The sequence below is a fragment of the Methylobacterium nigriterrae genome (assembly GCF_037106235.1).
GTDB classification, from domain to species: Bacteria; Pseudomonadota; Alphaproteobacteria; order Rhizobiales; family Beijerinckiaceae; genus Methylobacterium; species Methylobacterium nigriterrae.
This window is the reverse complement of record NZ_JBAWTG010000010.1, coordinates 55,368-70,896: the sequence shown is the minus strand read 5'-3', so window position 1 is coordinate 70,896 and position 15,529 is coordinate 55,368. Positions and strand designations below refer to the sequence as shown.

General features: G+C 71.9%; 13 protein-coding genes. 6 read left to right on the top strand and 7 right to left on the bottom strand.

Annotation, left to right across the window (positions count from 1 at the left end; genetic code table 11):
- Positions 1-24 precede the first annotated feature (24 nt).
- On the top strand, positions 25-2,280 hold the full coding sequence (locus tag WDW90_RS08350; RefSeq protein WP_336486927.1) for a GumC family protein: 2,256 nt from the start codon (positions 25-27) through the stop codon (positions 2,278-2,280).
- A 31-nt stretch (positions 2,281-2,311) separates the two neighbouring features.
- Here the strand turns inward: WDW90_RS08350 and WDW90_RS08345 are convergent, their stop codons facing one another.
- The gene (locus tag WDW90_RS08345; RefSeq protein ID WP_336486964.1) at positions 2,312-3,520 is read right to left on the bottom strand and encodes a GNAT family N-acetyltransferase; all 1,209 of its coding nucleotides are present in this window, start codon (positions 3,518-3,520) and stop codon (positions 2,312-2,314) included.
- A gap of 153 nt (positions 3,521-3,673) precedes the next feature.
- Between WDW90_RS08345 and WDW90_RS08340 the strand changes: the two genes are divergently transcribed.
- Entirely contained in the window at positions 3,674-4,726 is a 1,053-nt protein-coding gene (locus WDW90_RS08340) for a polysaccharide deacetylase family protein (RefSeq protein ID WP_336486926.1), read from the top strand.
- Between the two features lie 18 nt (positions 4,727-4,744).
- On the opposite strand, the gene WDW90_RS08335 is transcribed toward WDW90_RS08340, so the two are convergent.
- Positions 4,745-5,137 (bottom strand): hypothetical protein, encoded by a 393-nt coding sequence (locus tag WDW90_RS08335; RefSeq protein ID WP_336486925.1) that lies wholly within the window; start codon positions 5,135-5,137, stop codon positions 4,745-4,747.
- A 93-nt stretch (positions 5,138-5,230) separates the two neighbouring features.
- Positions 5,231-5,437, bottom strand: coding sequence for a DUF2842 domain-containing protein (locus tag WDW90_RS08330; protein WP_336486924.1), 207 nt, complete (start codon positions 5,435-5,437; stop codon positions 5,231-5,233).
- 256 nt (positions 5,438-5,693) lie between these two features.
- On the opposite strand from WDW90_RS08330, the gene WDW90_RS08325 reads away from it, so the two are divergent.
- Both WDW90_RS08325 and trhA read left to right on the top strand, forming a co-directional pair.
- Complete coding sequence (locus tag WDW90_RS08325) at positions 5,694-6,815, top strand: COX15/CtaA family protein (protein ID WP_336486923.1); 1,122 nt, start codon at positions 5,694-5,696, stop codon at positions 6,813-6,815.
- Positions 6,816-6,964: 149 nt separating this feature from the next.
- Positions 6,965-7,648: a PAQR family membrane homeostasis protein TrhA gene (trhA, locus tag WDW90_RS08320; protein WP_336486922.1), complete on the top strand. Its 684-nt coding sequence runs from the start codon at positions 6,965-6,967 to the stop codon at positions 7,646-7,648.
- Between the two features lie 161 nt (positions 7,649-7,809).
- Here the strand turns inward: trhA and WDW90_RS08315 are convergent, their stop codons facing one another.
- Both WDW90_RS08315 and WDW90_RS08310 read right to left on the bottom strand, forming a co-directional pair.
- Positions 7,810-8,481, bottom strand: coding sequence for a hypothetical protein (locus tag WDW90_RS08315; RefSeq protein ID WP_336486921.1), 672 nt, complete (start codon positions 8,479-8,481; stop codon positions 7,810-7,812).
- 110 nt (positions 8,482-8,591) lie between these two features.
- The gene (locus WDW90_RS08310) at positions 8,592-8,840 is read right to left on the bottom strand and encodes a hypothetical protein (protein WP_336486920.1); all 249 of its coding nucleotides are present in this window, start codon (positions 8,838-8,840) and stop codon (positions 8,592-8,594) included.
- A 225-nt stretch (positions 8,841-9,065) separates the two neighbouring features.
- Between WDW90_RS08310 and WDW90_RS08305 the strand changes: the two genes are divergently transcribed.
- A complete protein-coding gene (locus WDW90_RS08305; RefSeq protein WP_336486919.1) occupies positions 9,066-9,296 on the top strand; it encodes a hypothetical protein in 231 nt (76 codons plus the stop codon).
- A gap of 136 nt (positions 9,297-9,432) precedes the next feature.
- On the opposite strand, the gene WDW90_RS08300 is transcribed toward WDW90_RS08305, so the two are convergent.
- Both WDW90_RS08300 and WDW90_RS08295 read right to left on the bottom strand, forming a co-directional pair.
- Complete coding sequence (locus WDW90_RS08300) at positions 9,433-10,506, bottom strand: hypothetical protein (protein ID WP_336486918.1); 1,074 nt, start codon at positions 10,504-10,506, stop codon at positions 9,433-9,435.
- Positions 10,507-10,547: 41 nt separating this feature from the next.
- Positions 10,548-13,589 (bottom strand): penicillin-binding protein 1A, encoded by a 3,042-nt coding sequence (locus WDW90_RS08295; protein WP_336486917.1) that lies wholly within the window; start codon positions 13,587-13,589, stop codon positions 10,548-10,550.
- 184 nt (positions 13,590-13,773) lie between these two features.
- On the opposite strand from WDW90_RS08295, the gene WDW90_RS08290 reads away from it, so the two are divergent.
- Positions 13,774-15,441, top strand: a complete 1,668-nt coding sequence (locus WDW90_RS08290) for an alpha-amylase family protein (RefSeq protein WP_336486916.1) — start codon at positions 13,774-13,776, stop codon at positions 15,439-15,441.
- Positions 15,442-15,529: the final 88 nt, after the last annotated feature.

Below are 15,529 nucleotides of genomic sequence, written 5' to 3'. Positions count from 1 at the left end.
CGTTCCACGCCCCGCGCCGCCCGGATGCCCGGGTCCCGCCCCACCCGGGCCGATGAGGGCCTCGCCCTTTCCCAGGTGCCCGGGCTGCTGCGCCGCTCCTGGGCCTGGATCGCGATCCCCACCCTGGCGGCCGGCGCCGCCGCGATCGCCTTCGTGCAGGTGGTGCCGCCGCGCTACACCGGCGAGGCGAAGCTGCTCCTCGAGAGCCGGGAAGCGGCCTTCACCCGCTCGGCCGGCGAGCGCGGCGAGCAGACGGCGCCGATCGACGAGCAGGCGGTGGCGAGCCAGGTCCAGGTCGTGATGTCGCGCGACCTCGCCCGCGAGGCGATCCGCCGGCTCAAGCTCGTGGGCAACCCGGAATTCGACCAGGGCGCCGGGGAGGTCGGCCCGGTCCGGCGCGCCCTGATCCTGGCCGGGCTGATGAAGAGCCCGCTCGAGCGCCCGCCGGAGGACCGCGTCCTCGAATCCTATTTCGACCGGCTCCTCGTCTACCCGGCGGGCAAATCGCGCATCCTGGCGGTGGAATTCCGCTCCCGCGACGCGGCGCTCGCGGCCGAGGGCGCCAACACCGTCGCGGAACTCTACATCGCCTCGCTGGAAGCCGCGAAGGTCGATACCGCCCGCTACGCCTCGACCTGGCTCGGGGGCAACATCGAGGCCCTGCGCAGCCGCGTGTCCGAGGCCGAGGCCAAGGTCGAGGCCTTCCGGGCCAGGAACGGCCTGGTCGCGACGGGCGGCAGCACGAGCCAGCCGCTCAGCGCGCAGCAGCTCGGCGAGCTCTCGACCCAGCTCTCGCAGGCGCGCACCCTCAAGGCCGACCTCGCCGGCCGGGTGAAGCTCATCAAGGAGATGATCAAGGACGGGCGCGCCTTCGAGATCCCCGATGTCGCCAACAACGACCTGATCCGCCGCGTCGTCGAGAGCCGCATCACCCTGCGGGGGCAGCTGGCGCTCGAGTCGCGCACGCTCCTGCCGGCCCATCCGCGCATCAAGGAGCTGACCGCGCAGGTCGCGGACCTCGATTCCCAGATCAAGGCCGCCGCCGAGCGGATCGTGCGGACGCTGGAGAATGATTCCAAGATCGCCGGCGCCCGCGTCGACAGCCTGCAGGCCGCAGTCGACGGGCAGCGCGACGTCGTGGTCAAGGGCAATACCAGCGAGGTGCAGCTGCGCGCCCTCGAGCGCGAGGCCAAGGCCCAGCGCGAGCAGCTCGAATCCTACCTGTCGCGCTACCGGGAGGCCGCAGCGCGCGATGCCGAGAGCGCGACGCCCGCCGATGCCCGCATCGTCTCGCGGGCGGTGACGCCCGAGACGCCGTCCTTCCCGAAGAAGCTGCCGACCATCGCCTTCGCGACGCTCCTCGCCTTCCTGTTCGCCTGCGGGGGCATCGTCGCGCGCCATCTCCTGGCCAACCCGGGCGGACCAGGCGGGCGCGCCGGCCGCGGGCCGGATCTCGCCGACGAGACGGCCGCTGTGCCCCTGCCGCGGAGCGAGCCCGTGCGCTTCACCTTCCCGGAGGCGGCACCGCCCGCCTCCTGGCCGAAGGTCGCCGGGCTCGCCGCCTTCAAGAGCGGGTTCAGCGCGAGCGCCGCGCTCAAGCCGGCGGCTCCCGCCGCGACGCCGAGCGAGCCCCCGGGCCAGGACGGCTCCCCCTTCGAGCTCGCGCCCCTGATCGCCCGCCTGCGCGAGGCGCCGCACGGGGCGGGCGGGCGCGCCGTCCTGGTGGTCGAGACGGCCGCGGGCGGCCAGGGGCGGGGACAGGCCAGCCTCGCCGAGAGCCTCGCTGAAACCCTGGCGCCGCGCGCCCGCACGCTCGTCATCGACCTCAACGGGCCGGCCTGCGGGCCGGACGATCCGGGACTGACCGACCTCGTGGCGGGCGAGGCCGCCTTCCTCGACATCATCCAATCGGTGCCGGGCTCCCGCCTGCACCGGGTCGCCCGCGGCTTCGTGGAGACCGAGATCCTGGTCGAGGAGCCCCAGGCGCTGGCCATCTGCCTCGATGCCATGGCGGAGACCTACGCGTGGGTGATCTGCCGCCTGCGCTTCCGCTCGGGCCAAGCCGCCCGCGCGCTCCTGGCGGCGGTCGCCGCCCGCATGGATGCCGTCGTCATCGCCTCGAACGCCGAGGCCGACGACCCGGATCTCGTCGCCCTCTACGGGCTCGCCGAGGATGCGGGCGCGGACCAGGTGCTGGTGGCCCAGGACAGCGTCGCGGCACCGGCCGCGAAGGCCGATCCGGGCGAGGCCGAGATGCCGCTGCGCCTCTCGGCCGCCTGAGGCCGCGAGCCGCGGGACCGTGCCGCCCCGCTCAGCGCGGCCCGGCCCGCAAGCGCCGCGCGCGCTGAAACCAGTCCCACAGGCGCGGGCTGCGCTTGATCCGGCACTTGAGGCGCGTCCGCCCCCTCAGGGCGGCCCCGTAGGCCCGGCCCCGCAGGGTCACGGGGATGACCGCGTCCACGAGTTCGATGGTCTCGTCGCAGATGCTGGCCTTGTAGCGCGCCTCGCCGACGCCGAGGTCGAATGCGCGCCGCCCCCGCGCCGCCTGATCGCGGACGAGGTGCTGGAGCAGGAGATCCCCGGGGCTCGACCGGGCCACCTCCGGATCGGGATCGAAGGCCGTCATCATCCCGCTGAACCGGTCGGCGTTCACGGCGCCCCCGAAGGTCGCGAAGATGCGGCCGGAGTCGCGGGCAACGAGGGCATAGAGTTCGATCGCGGGTGCGCCGTCCGTCTCGCGCGCCGCCGCCGCCGCGGCGAGGAATCGCCGGATGGGCTCGCCCGCGTAAGGGTCCGCGATGCCGAGGCTCGCGAAGCGTGCCGATTTTCGCAGGTAGAAGGCGGCGAGGAAGGCCGCCGCCTCGTCGGGGCACGCGGCCCTGCGATACGCGACCGGCCCGAAGCTCTCGACGAGCCGCTTCTCCTTGGCGCGCAGCTTCTTGCGGGCATCCGCGCTGAAGACCCGCTTCACCGTGGCCTCGGGATCGGGGCCGAGCATCAGCCCGTAGGCGTCGCTCGGTGCCGCCTCGGCCCGCAGCAGGCCCAGCGGATTCACCGCCCCGTCCCAGGCGCGGGGCTGATGGGACAGCCCGTAGGCGTCGATGCCGGCCTCGCGCCCGACGGTGACCAGGAGCGCGGTCAGGTCCTCGGCCGGGATCGCGGCCGCCTCCCGCGCGGCGAAGAGGGGAAGGTGGTAGTTGGCGTGGGTCGCGCCTACGACGCGGGCCACACGCACGCCGTGCTCGCGCCGCACGAGGAGCGGCAGCAGGAGACGTGGCCGGCCCTTCGCATCGCGCAGCACCACGACCCGCAGGTCGCCCGCCTCCGCTCCGGCGCGCAGGTAGGCCGCGACCCAGTCGAAGCGCTGGTAGGGCGTCCCGAGGCAGTCGGGCGCAGCCTCCATGCCGCGCCACAGCGCCTCGACGCTCCCGAGATCGGTCCAGACCTCCGCCCGCAAGCCCCCGTGCATCCGCTCGTTGACCATGGCCGCACCGGTCAGATCATGGACGAGAACCGCCATCGCCGCCGCCCCCACAAGATTGAGCATCCAGGTACGGCATCCGGTCCTAAACCGGCGTGTAAGCCCGGTGACGATCTGTGCGCGTGGGTAACGGAACCTTGTCGGTCGCGGGCCTAGATCTGGCGGGCAAGCCCCATCCGCTCAGGCCGCCCCATGCTCTCCTCCCGCAGCCGTCACCGCCTGTTCGAGGCCGGGTTCGGGATCGTGACGGCGACCCGGGCCGACCGCTGGCTCGCCCCGGCCGCGCGGGGGCTCGGGCTGATCCTGACCTTCCACCACGTGCGGCCGGAGGCACCCGCTGCCTTCGCGCCGAACCGGCTCCTCGCCATCACGCCGGATTTCCTGGACGAGACCCTGAGGACCCTGCGGGCGCGCGGCTTCGCGATCGTCAGCCTCGATACGGTGCCGGAGCGGCTCGCGGAGCCCGCCGGCCCACCCTTCGCGGCCCTGACCTTCGACGACGGCTACCGTGACAATGTCGAGCACGCCCTGCCGGTGCTGCGCCGCCACGGGGCGCCCTGGACGCTGTTCGTCACCAGCGACTTCGCGGACCAGCGCGGCCGGCTCTGGTGGATCGAATTGGAACGGGCGGTGGCGCGTCTCGACCGGGTGCGGATCGGCGCGCACGGCATCGACCTGCCGGCTGGCACGCCGCACGAGAAATCGGCGGCGTTCGAGGCGGTCTACCGCGCGCTCAGGGCAGGCCCCGAGGACCGCCTCCTCGCCGTCATCGCGGAGCTGTGCCGCCGGGCGGGCTTCGCCGAGGGCGGGATCGCGGCCGAGCTCTGCCTGTCCTGGAACGATCTGCGGTCGCTCGCCCGCGACCCGTCCGTGACCATCGGTGCCCATACGGCGAGCCACCCGATGCTCGCCAAGCATGGGGCCGTGACCGCGCGGCGCGAGATCGCGGAGGGGCGCGACCGGATCGCGGCCGAGCTCGGGCGGCCGGTCCGGCACCTGTCCTACCCAGTGGGCGACCGGAGCTCGGCGGGCGCGCGGGAATTTGCGATGGGGCGGGACCTCGGCTTCGCCACCGCCGTGACGACGCGCCCCGGCCACCTCTTCGCGGGACACGCCGCGCACCTGCACGCCCTGCCGCGGGTCTCCGTGAACGGCTGCCATCAGTCGCGGTCCGCGCTCGCGGGCCTTCTCTCGGGCGTGCCCTTCCTCGCCTGGAACCGAGGCCGACGCCTCGACGTCGTCTGAGACGTGGTCCGAGCGTCGTCAGCGCCTGCGGCGGCGGCGATAGGCGCGTGGCTCCTCGGTGCCGCCGGCCGTGAAGACGGCGCTCTGGCGGCCGTGCCGGCGGGCGCGGTAGCGCCCAGGCCGACCGCGGCCTGCCTCCGGCATCGGATCGTCGGCCATCGGGATCTCGGCGGCCGCCGTCGAGACGGGCGACGCGGAGGCGGCGCCGTCGCCGCCGGCCGCGATGTTCTTGGCCGCCGGCCCGAACATCGACAAGCACTGGTTATAGGCAAGGTCGTTCTTCAGGCGCTCGCACTCGCCGATCGAGCGGGGCGCGCCTTGCGCCGAAGCCGGGGTCCCGAAGACCGGGGCGCCGAGGATCAGGCAGAGCAGGCCGGCGAGGCCGAGGCGGCGCTGGAACGGTCGAGGCATGGAGCGGCTTTGCGGGAGGTCGGGAAGGCGCTGGGAAGCGGAGCCGCTTCTCGCGCCGGAGTGCGGCGAAAACGCGGGCGATTCCCGCCAAACTTACGAATCCGGCCGCTCCATCCACCGGATCACCGGCATGAGCGGGAAGATCCAGGCGATCCCGAGCAGGCAGTAGAGCACGGCCTGGACCGGCGCCGGGGTCTCGGAGATGCGGCTGTCGGCCAGCGCCATGGCGAGCGGTGCGTAGACCATCACGAAGGCGAGGATCCCGATGGTTCCGATCAGGCTGCGGGTGCGGCGGCGCATCGTCTCCTCGCGCGGTTCACTCGAGTCGGGAGGAGGGCCCGCGACATCGCCGCGGGCCCTCCCGGACGGAGCGCTAAAGCGCGGCGCCCGCCCTGGCAACGCCCCGCGCCGTCGCACGGGCGTCGCCCGTGCGGGTGCGGCACCGCCGGGCGTTGCCCTGCCGGCGCGCTTTGCCTAACTCACGGGCGCATCCGGGCCTCGGGGCCGGTTCGCTCCGCGGGGCCCGCCCGCCGCCCCACACACGAGAAGAGAATAGATGAATCCCGCCGCGCCCTCCGCCGCTGGCCCCGGACGCAGCCGGGCCGTGCGCATCTGGCTCTACCTGCTGGCCGCGCTCGTGGTGGCGATGGTGGCGGTGGGCGGTGCGACGCGGCTGACGGGCTCCGGCCTCTCCATCACCGAGTGGCGTCCCGTCACGGGCGCGATACCCCCGCTCTCCGCGCAGGCCTGGGCGGCGGAGTTCGACAAGTACCGGGACACGCCCCAATACCGGATCCTCAACCAGGGCATGGGCCTGTCCGACTTCAAGGTCCTGTATGCCTGGGAATGGGGGCACCGGCTGCTCGGCCGCATCGTCGGGCTGGTCTTCTTCCTGCCGCTGCTCTGGCTCTGGTGGCGCGGTCGCCTGAGCCGCCGGCTCGGCCGCGGGCTCCTCGGTCTCGGTCTGCTCGGCAGCCTGCAGGGCGCCATCGGCTGGATCATGGTGGCCTCGGGGCTCGAGCCCGGCATGACCGCGGTCGCGCCGATCAAGCTGGCGCTCCACCTCGCCACCGCGAGCCTGATCCTCGCCGGCCTCGTCTGGCTCGCGGCCGGCGAGCGGACCGAGGCGGTCTCCCCAGAGCCGGCGCGCCTTCGGGCCGCGGCCTGCGCTCTGCCGGTTCTCGTGCTCGTGCAGATCTTCCTCGGCGGCCTCGTGGCGGGCTCGCATGCGGGCCTCGTCTACAACACCTGGCCCACCATGAACGGCGACCTCGTGCCGCCGCTTGAGGGCCTGTTCGTGGTCAGGCCCTGGATCGAGAACTTCGTCGACAACACCACCCTGGTGCAGTTCAACCACCGATTGGTCGCCTACCTGCTCGTGGCCGCGGCGCTCCTGCACGCCCTCGATGCGCGGATCACCCGGCCCGGGACGTCGGCCGCCCGCCGCGCCGCCGGCATCGCCGCCCTGGTGCTGGCGCAGAGCGCCCTCGGCATCACCGCACTGCTGCTCGCCGTCCCGCTCTGGGCCGCGCTCGCCCACCAGGTCTTCGCCATGGCGGTGCTGACCATGACGACCGTCCACGGCCGGCTCAGTCGCGGCACGATCGTTGCAGCGCCCGACGGCAGGATCCCCACGACGCCGTTCGGCTTCGAGGGCCTGGCCGGGCGGGGGGCCTGAACTGTCTTTGTTGCGCGGCGGACCGTTCTGCAGCGCACGAATCTTTACCCTTCAGGCTTAAAGTTGTGGGTATAACGGTCGCACCGCAGTCGTGCCATGGAACGACTTAGGGAGAAAACGCTTAGCCTCGGCATGTGCAGGAGGCAGCGATGTTCCTGGCGGAGGATGGACGGCCGATCGAGCTGACGTGGAACTATTCTCGTCGCGAGATGCTGGCCGACGGCGTGATCCACTGTATCGGCGTCGTGCTCGGTCTTGCCGGCTCTATCACTCTGGTTGCAACAGTTGCGATGGCGCAGCTCGGATGGGGTACCCGCGCCGCGATCATCGTCTACGCCGCGATCCTGGTCTCGATGCTGGCGGTCTCGGCCACCTACAATCTCTACCCGGTAAGCCCCCGCAAATGGCTGCTGCGCCGGGCCGACCACGCGCTGATCTACCTGATGATCGCCGGCACCTACACGCCCCTCGTCACGCTGGTCGGGACAGGCCCGACGGCCTACGGGCTCCTCGGCTTCATCTGGGTGGTGGCGGGGATCGGAATCGCCGTGAAGCTTCTCCTGCCCGGCCGCTACGACCGCCTGTCGATCCTGCTCTATCTGCTGCTCGGCTGGAGCGGTCTTCTCGCCTACGAATCCGTGATCGCGGCGCTGCAGCCGGCCGCCCTCTGGCTCCTGGGCATCGGCGGCCTGCTCTACTCCTTCGGGGTGATCTTCCACGTCTGGCGGAGCCTTCCGTTCCAGAACGCGATCTGGCACGGCTTCGTGCTCGTGGCGACCGCCTGCCATTTCGGCACGGTCTGGGCGAGCCTCGCGGGCGCCACAGGCGCCTGAGGCCGGCGGATCAGGGGCTCGGAGACGCATTCCGGCACGGCCCCGCCTCACCCGCGCGGGGAAGGGGGCCGTGCCCGACCACCAGAAGTCCCGGCTCCGCACCGCGATCCCGGCGCAAGCCGCCGAGCCCCAACCGGACAGGTCTCGCGGCGCGCTCGCGATCAGGGCCGGACGCTCCAGGGATAGATCACCCGCATGGAGGTGGCCTCGGCGTGCTCGGTCACGGGAGCGGCGGCCGGGTCGGCCTTCTTGCGCAGGCGCGCCATCACCTTGCGGGCCTCGTCCGCCGGGAGGGCGCCCACGGGAGCGATCATCGCCGCGAGCAGGCGCCGCGTCTTGCGGTCGACCCGGCTCGAGCGGTCGACGGGCTCGAACTCGTGCATGGCGTGGCGCTTGTCGGGCTTGCCGGAGAAGACCCGCGCGCCATCCTTGAGCACCACGATGTCGCCGGGGCGCAAGGTCTCGTCCTTCATCAAGGCGGCGGCCGGGCCGGCCTTCATGTCGAGGGGGGTCTGCCGGTCCGCCACCCGGAGCTTCAGGGGCTCGGGCTTCGGCAGGGCGGCGTAGCGGATCTTCGGGCGCAGGCGCGCACCCTCGGCGCGGCTGCGATGGCGACGGCCGTAATAGCGGTCGGCGGAGGGCATCTGCACATCGGCCGGCCGAGGCGCGGCCTGCGGTACCGGCTGGGCCGGCGAGAAGAGCTGCCGGAACAGCCCGCCGAGGCCGCCCTCGTCCTGGGCGTGCACGCCCGCGGCGGTGCCGACCAGGAGGCAGGCCGAGGCGAGCGCCACGCAGACGCGGCGCGGCAGGAGACGGGTGTCTTTCTGAGGCATCGGCCCCTCCGGGATGGGTCCCCGCGCCTGCGGCGGGACGTCCCACCCTCAACGGGAGGTTAACCAGGGCAGTTCCGATGCAATCAGAAGATTGCGCTTGCGCACGAATGTCAGGCCGGAGCGGCCTCGTCGCCCTCGCCGATGCAGTCGAGGGCGCGCTCGACCGCGCTCACCGCGTCGAGCAGGTTCTGTACGGTGCGCTCCACCTCCAGCGCCGGCCGCCCCATCCCGGCGGCGCGCGCGCTCAAACCCTCCAGCTGCTCCAACACGTCGAGGAGGTCACCGGCAACGGCCACGACCTCGCAGCGCGCGAGTTGCGCGGCGGGCAGGCGCTGGCGGAAGGGCAGAACGTTGCTCATCGACGCCAGTCTTTCCCAAAACCCTGGGGATTCGCCAGAGTCCGCGGCGAGTCCTCCACACGATTGCCGGAGTTGCGTGGCCGTTACGACGCGGATTGGTGTGTTTTTCGTGGCCGCCCGACATCACCCTGCCGCCAACCGTGCACGCAGCATGAACCATGCGCTTGACGGATCGCGGCGGCGGACACCACCACCGCACGAGCGATCCGAACACGGGAACCCACGATGCGCCTGAAGCCCCTCGCCCTCGCCGCCCTCCTCGCCTCGGGCCTGTCCGCGGGCCTCGCCGCCTGCAACAGCGTCGAGGGCCCCGAAAGCCGCAGCGGCTTCTCCGAGACCTTCAACACCGACAATTACCGCCGCTCGAACGACACCAACGGCACCCAGACCCGCCGGGACGTGAACCGCGTCTACACGCAGCCCTCGCTGCCCTCGATCGCCAATCGCGGGTATTGAGCGGGGGTCTGCACCCGCGAAGGAGTGCGCCCACCTCGAAGGCGAGATCCCGGCACGCCTCTCCCGTGCGGGCGAGGTCGAGTCCGCGTCAGCGGACCGGGTGGGGGAGCAGGTCTGTCCGGAGAGGTCCTGCTCCTCACCGCTTCGCCAGCGCATCGGCGAAGGCCGCGATGCGGTTGCGCGCGTAGGTGGGCAGGCCCGCGCTGATCGAGGTGCCGGTGTTGAAGCTCGAATTGCCCATCAGCACCTGAGCCGGCAGGAGGTTCTTGAGCACCGGCACGCGGGCGTATTCCGCCTTGCGGTCGAGCACGTCCGCCTTGATGGCGAGCGCCATGTAGGTGGTGACCACGGTCTTCATCGGGTCGCCGGGCATCGGCTGGAACACGGCCAGGAACTTGCCGAAGCGCAGGATCTGGTTGACCCAGAAGATCGTCTGCGCGAGCCCGCCCGTGACGGCGGTGTCGACCTTGGTGAGGCCTGCGAGCCCCGCGGCCTCGGCCGGCGGCAGAGTGCGCAGCTCGCTCTGGAACGAGACGAACTCGGCGACCTTCTTGGAGCCGCCCTCCTCGAGCTTGTTGGCGAGCTTCACGCCGAGCGGCAGCTTGCCCTCGAGATCGTAGCGGGACTCGATGCAGACGCCGCCGGCGAGCCCGCACCAGTCCCGGTCCGGGCGCCGGGCGAAGGCGGCCTGCGGGTCCTTGGTCGGCGTGACCTCGGCGGGGCTCAACGCCCGGTGCTTGATCGCCGGGTCCATCGCCTGGACGAAGCCGAGATTGGCGAAGGCCGAAAGGTCGATCGCCTCGGGCGGGCGCGCCACCACGAAGCGCCCCTCCGCGACGTAGACCTTCAGGGTCTCGTGCCGGGGCTTCGCGACGCCGTTCACCGTCACCGTGTAGTCGGGCTCCCGGTAGCCCGGAAAGGGCGCGAGCGCTGCGGCCTCGGCGGCCCGCGTCCGGACCCAGTCGAGATAGGGCAGGAGGCCGTTCTCCGGCATGGCCGGCTTGTCGCGATGATCGGTGAACAGGATCGTGCCGGGCTTGAGCGTCGCCGGGTCGACGGCCTCGACGGAGGGCACCTCGCGGACGCGCTCCGGGGCGGGCTGGGCGGACTGGGCCATGCCGGTCCCGGCCTCCCTCGGCGCCTGCGCGCGGGCCGGGGCCGCTCCCAGGATCAGGGCGAGGGCAAGGGTTGCCGAGAGCTGCGTCTGCACGTTGCCGGGCCTTGGGAATGATGAGGGGGAGGCGAGGGCGCTCAGTAGCGCGGATCGTCGCCGAACAGGTAGTCCGGATCCCGGCGGCGGGGCCGCGGCCACTCGTCCTCGCCGAAGGGCGAGCGGCTGGTCTGGCCGGGCCAGGGCTGGTAGCCGTCGAGGTCGCCCTGCGCGCGCCGGCTGCGCGGCTGCGGTGCGCGCCGCTCGCCGAACGGGTCGAGCAGATCCGATTCCGGCGCGCGGTTGCCCCAGACGTCGCCCGCCGCGTCGGCGCCCTGCTCGGAGCCGCCGAGGCCGGCGTCGCCGTCGCCTGCATCGGGCCGCATGGCGTAGAGGGTCTCGCGCGGCACGAGGCGGAACTGCGTATCGGCCATGCGGCCGTCCCCTTGCGTGCGGAAATGCTCCATGAAGCCGCCGCCCGCGACGCGCTCGCCGCTGCGCGCGTCGATCGGCAGGTCGATCAGGTTGCGCCGCGCCTCGGGGGAGGGCGGGCTGAGGGGCGTGCGCGGCACGCCATTCGCCCAGGCGGCCTGCAGGATCGCGCCCGCGATCGGCACCGAGACGTGGCCGCCGGTCTGGCCGCGCCCGAGCGTGCGGCGCGTGCCGTCGGCATTGTCGTAGCCCACCCAGACCACGATCGTGATCTCGTTGGTGAAGCCGGCGAACCAGGCGTCGTTCTCGTTCTCCGAGGTGCCGGTCTTGCCCGCGATGTAGGCGGCGTTGCGGGCGAGCGCCGCGGCGGTGCCGTGGCTCGTCACCCCCTGCAGCATGGTCTTGAGCTGGTAGAAGGCGACGCGGTCGGCCGAACCGATGCGGACCGGCTCGCGGGCGGCGTGGGCGTAGAGGGCCTTGCCGTCCCGCTCGACCGACTCAAGCGCGTAGGGCGTCGGGCGCGCGCCCTCGTTCGCCACCGCCGCGTAGAAGCCGGCGAGGTCGAGCATGCGCACCGGCTGCGCGCCGAGCACGAAGGGGTAGTAGCGCTCGCACTCGGCGTAGATCTGGGCTTCGAGCGCGATGTCGCAGACCCGCTGCAGGCTGGCCGGTGCCTTCTCCGCGACCCCGCCCTGGAGGAGGCGCGCGGTGACAAGATTTTTCGAGAATTCGAGGCCGCGCCGCAGGGTCGTCGCCCCCGCGCCGCCGCCGTCATAGTTCTTGGGCGACCAGGAATCGCCGATCCCGCCGATGGGCGGCAGGGTGATGGCGGAATCCATCACCAGGGTGTTGGGCTGCAGCCCGGCATTGAGGGCGGCGAGGTAGGTCAGCGGCTTCAAGGTCGAGCCCGGCTGGCGCACGGACTGCGTCACCCGGTTGAGCTGGCTCACCGGATAGGAGAAGCCCCCCGCCATGGCGAGGATGCGCCCCGTCCGGTTCTCGAGCACGAGGGCGGCGCCCTGCACGCCCGGCCGCACGCGGATCTCGGCGCGGGGCGCGCCCTTGCCCTCGCGCAGCTTCACCCGCACCACGTCGTAGGGCTGCAGCTTGCCCCGCGCGACGCCGGGATCGAGGCTGGCGATCCGCCCGTCGGCAAGACCGACCTTCACGGCGCCGCGGCCCGCTTCCAGAACCACGGCGAGCGGCCAGTGCACGTCGTAGAGGACCGGTCGCGCGCTCTCGAGCGCCCGTAGCCAGGCCGGCTTCGGCCCAGCGGGTCGCGGCGGAGCCGACGCGTCGGCAGCCTGCCCGGCCTTGCGCTTCGGCGCCCGGATGTCGGTGGTCTTGAGGTCGGTGGGCTTGGCCTGCGCCCCGGTCACCGTCGGGGCCGCCTGCGGCGAGGCTTCGGGGGCGGGCGCCGCCGCCGCGAGCCTGCGCACGCTGTCGGCGAGGTTGAATTCCGGTCCGGTGAAGCTCTGGCGCCCGGTCGAGCGCTCGTACTGGGCGAGCCCGTCCTGCAGGGCCGACTCCACCGCCCGCTGCAGCCCGGCATTCACCGTCGAGCGCACCGTGTAGGAGGCGCTCGTGAGCGAGTCGATGCCGCCGAAGGTGCGGGCCTCCCGGGCGAGGTGGTCGACCATGTAGAAGCCGGAATCGCGCCGCGCCGTCTCGATCGGCTTCAGGCCGAGATCGGCCTTGACGGCCTGGGCCATCTGCTCCTCGGTGATCGTGCCCTCGTCCTTGAGGCGGGAGAGCACGTAGGCGCGCCGCTCGCGCGCGCGGTCTGGGTACTTGTCGGGACTGTAGAAGTTCGGGCCCTTGGGCATGCCGGCAAGCAGCGCCGCCTCCGGCAGGGTGAGTTGCCCGACCGACTTCCCGAAATAGCTGCGCGCCGCCATCTCGATGCCGTAGGCGCCGCGTCCGAGATAGATGCCGTTGAGGTAGAGGCCGAGGATCTGCGGCTTCGTCAGGATGCGCTCGAGGCGTGCCGCCACGATCATCTCGCGGATCTTGCGCTCGTAGGTGACGTCGTCGCCGACCGAGAGATTCTTCACCACCTGCTGCGTGATCGTCGAGCCGCCCTGCGGGCGCCCCGGCGAGGCGAGATTGCCGATGAAGGCCCGGATCACGCCGCGCTCGTCGATGCCGTGATGGCTCTCGAAGCGCTTGTCCTCGGCGGCGATGAAGGCTTGTCGGACGAGGAGCGGTACATCGCCGATCGGCACGACGAGCCGGCGGCCATTGGCCTCGAAGGTCTCGGAATAGGGCTTGCCGGCTCCGTCGAGGATCAGGCTGGCGCCCGGGAGCTTGGGGTCCTTGAGAGCCTCCGCCGAGGGCAGGTCGGTCACGGCCTTGTTGTAGAAGGCGATCACCTCGGCGGCGTCGAAGGGAGAGTTGGCCGGGTTCTCGCCCTTGCAGAACTGGCGGTAGCTCGTGTTCAGCTCGGCCAGGTCGAGCCCGTGCAGGAGCTTGGGCGCGCCCGCGCCTGCCACCGCGCTCGGATCCTCCATGGCGGTCGAGATCAGCTCGTCGAGGTTGATGTCCTCGATGTCGAAGGCCTTGCGCATGTGCGCGCAGCCGTCCCGCAGGATCTGCACGACCTGCGGCCCGTCCGCGGCCGGGTCGAACTGCGTCTTGACCGCGTCCGGCCGCGTCGTGACCTGGCTGAGCGTCAGCGCGGTCGCGAACAGCTTGATCAGGATGGTGTTCATCGCGGAACGGGCACCGGCACGCAGGGACAGGCGCGCGAGGGAGCGTTATCGCGGCGCCCCTGAACATGGGGTGCACAACGCGGCTGTTTTAAGGTCGGCGGTACGGGCTGGCGCGTCGGCCCCGAGACCATTTCGCGCGACCGAGCGTTGGGGGCCGGGCGCATTCCGCGCCGCGGGGGCCCGCATGATCACCGACCTCTGGTACAAGAACGCCGTCATCTACTGCCTCTCGGTGCGCACCTTCATGGATGCGGACGGGGACGGGATCGGCGACTTCGCCGGGCTCGAGCGCCGCCTCGACTACCTGCAGGGCCTCGGCGTCACGGCGATCTGGCTGATGCCGTTCCAGCCCTCGCCGAAGCGGGACGGCGGCTACGACATCTCGGACTATTACGGGGTCGATCCGGATTACGGCTCGCTCGGCGACTTCGTGGCCTTCACGCACGCCGCCAAGCAGCGCGGCCTCCGGGTGATCATCGACCTCGTGGTCAACCACACCTCGGACAGGCACCGCTGGTTCCAGTCGGCCCGCTCCGACCCGGATTCGCCCTACCGCGACTGGTACGTCTGGTCGAAGGAGAAGCCCGCCAACGCCGGCGAGGGCATGGTCTTCCCCGGCGTCCAGAAGACGACCTGGACCTACGACGCGCAGGCCAAGGCCTACTATTTCCACCGCTTCTTCGACTTCCAGCCGGACCTCAACACCGAGAACCCCGCGGTGCTGGCCGAGATCCTGAAGATCATGGGCTTCTGGATCGAGCTCGGCGTCTCGGGCTTCCGGATGGATGCGGTGCCGTTCGTGATCGCCAGGAAGGGCGCCGACGTGGCCGGCGAGCCGGTCGAGCAGTTCGACATGCTGCGCGACTTCCGCGAGTTCCTGCAATGGCGCAAGGGCGACGCCATCATCCTGGCCGAGGCGAACATCCTGCCGAAGCAGGATCTCGACTATTTCGGTGACGACGCCGACCGCATGCACATGATGTTCAACTTCCAGGTCAACCAATCGTCCTTCTACGCCCTGGCGGCGGCGGACAAGCGCCCCCTCGTCAAGGCGATCGACAGGACCTGGGCGCGGCCCGCCTCCGCCCAGTGGGCGACCTTCCTGCGCAACCACGACGAGCTCGACCTCGGCCGCCTCACCGAGAAGCAGCGCCAAGCCGTGTTCGACGCCTTCGGGCCGGACAAGGACATGCAGCTCTACGAGCGCGGCATCCGCCGCCGCCTGGCGCCGATGCTGCAGGGGGACCCGCGCCGCATCCGGCTCGCCTACTCGCTGATGTTCACGCTGCCGGGCACGCCGGTGCTGCGCTACGGCGACGAGATCGGCATGGGCGACAACCTCGCGCTGAAGGAGCGCGACTGCGCCCGCACGCCGATGCAGTGGACCGGCGAGGCGCAAGGCGGCTTCACGAAGTCGACGCGCCCGGCGATGCCGGTGATCGGCACGGGGCCGTTCGGCTACCAGCACGTCAACGTCGCCGAGCAGCGCCACGACAAGGATTCGCTGCTCACCTGGATGCAGAGCATGATCCGGCTGCGCAAGGAGGCGCCCGAGATCGGCTGGGGCAGCGTGACGGAGATCGGCACGGGCGAGGACGCGGTGCTGGCGCTTCGCTACGACTGGCGCAACAATGCGGTGCTCTGCCTTCACAACCTCGCGGCCCGTCCGATCGAGGTGAGCCTCGACACCGGCATCGAGCCGCCGGAGGGCCATCTCCTCATCGACCTCGTCACGGGCAAGCGCAGCGAGGCAGGCGAGGACGGGCGCCACGGCCTGTGCCTCGAGGGCTACGGCTACCACTGGTTCCGGATCGGCGGTCTCGACGCGCTGCTGAGGCGGAGCCCGGCCTGAGGGCGCGGCTCGCGCCCGCCCGCAACCCGCGCTAGAAGGGCCGGCCCCGCGCCCTTCCGGGCGCCCTGCCCCTGAATCCCGCGCCCAT

Excerpts from the sequence above, each read along its gene's own strand:
- WDW90_RS08350 (WP_336486927.1), top strand. The coding sequence starts at position 25 with ATGCCCGGGTCCCGCCCCACCCGGGCCGATGAGGGCCTCGCCCTTTCC.
- WDW90_RS08345 (WP_336486964.1), bottom strand. The coding sequence starts at position 3,520 with ATGGCGGTTCTCGTCCATGATCTGACCGGTGCGGCCATGGTCAACGAG.
- WDW90_RS08340 (WP_336486926.1), top strand. The coding sequence starts at position 3,674 with ATGCTCTCCTCCCGCAGCCGTCACCGCCTGTTCGAGGCCGGGTTCGGG.
- WDW90_RS08335 (WP_336486925.1), bottom strand. The coding sequence starts at position 5,137 with ATGCCTCGACCGTTCCAGCGCCGCCTCGGCCTCGCCGGCCTGCTCTGC.
- WDW90_RS08330 (WP_336486924.1), bottom strand. The coding sequence starts at position 5,437 with ATGCGCCGCCGCACCCGCAGCCTGATCGGAACCATCGGGATCCTCGCC.
- WDW90_RS08325 (WP_336486923.1), top strand. The coding sequence starts at position 5,694 with ATGAATCCCGCCGCGCCCTCCGCCGCTGGCCCCGGACGCAGCCGGGCC.
- trhA (WP_336486922.1), top strand. The coding sequence starts at position 6,965 with ATGTTCCTGGCGGAGGATGGACGGCCGATCGAGCTGACGTGGAACTAT.
- WDW90_RS08315 (WP_336486921.1), bottom strand. The coding sequence starts at position 8,481 with ATGCCTCAGAAAGACACCCGTCTCCTGCCGCGCCGCGTCTGCGTGGCG.
- WDW90_RS08310 (WP_336486920.1), bottom strand. The coding sequence starts at position 8,840 with ATGAGCAACGTTCTGCCCTTCCGCCAGCGCCTGCCCGCCGCGCAACTC.
- WDW90_RS08305 (WP_336486919.1), top strand. The coding sequence starts at position 9,066 with ATGCGCCTGAAGCCCCTCGCCCTCGCCGCCCTCCTCGCCTCGGGCCTG.
- WDW90_RS08295 (WP_336486917.1), bottom strand. The coding sequence starts at position 13,589 with ATGAACACCATCCTGATCAAGCTGTTCGCGACCGCGCTGACGCTCAGC.
- WDW90_RS08290 (WP_336486916.1), top strand. The coding sequence starts at position 13,774 with ATGATCACCGACCTCTGGTACAAGAACGCCGTCATCTACTGCCTCTCG.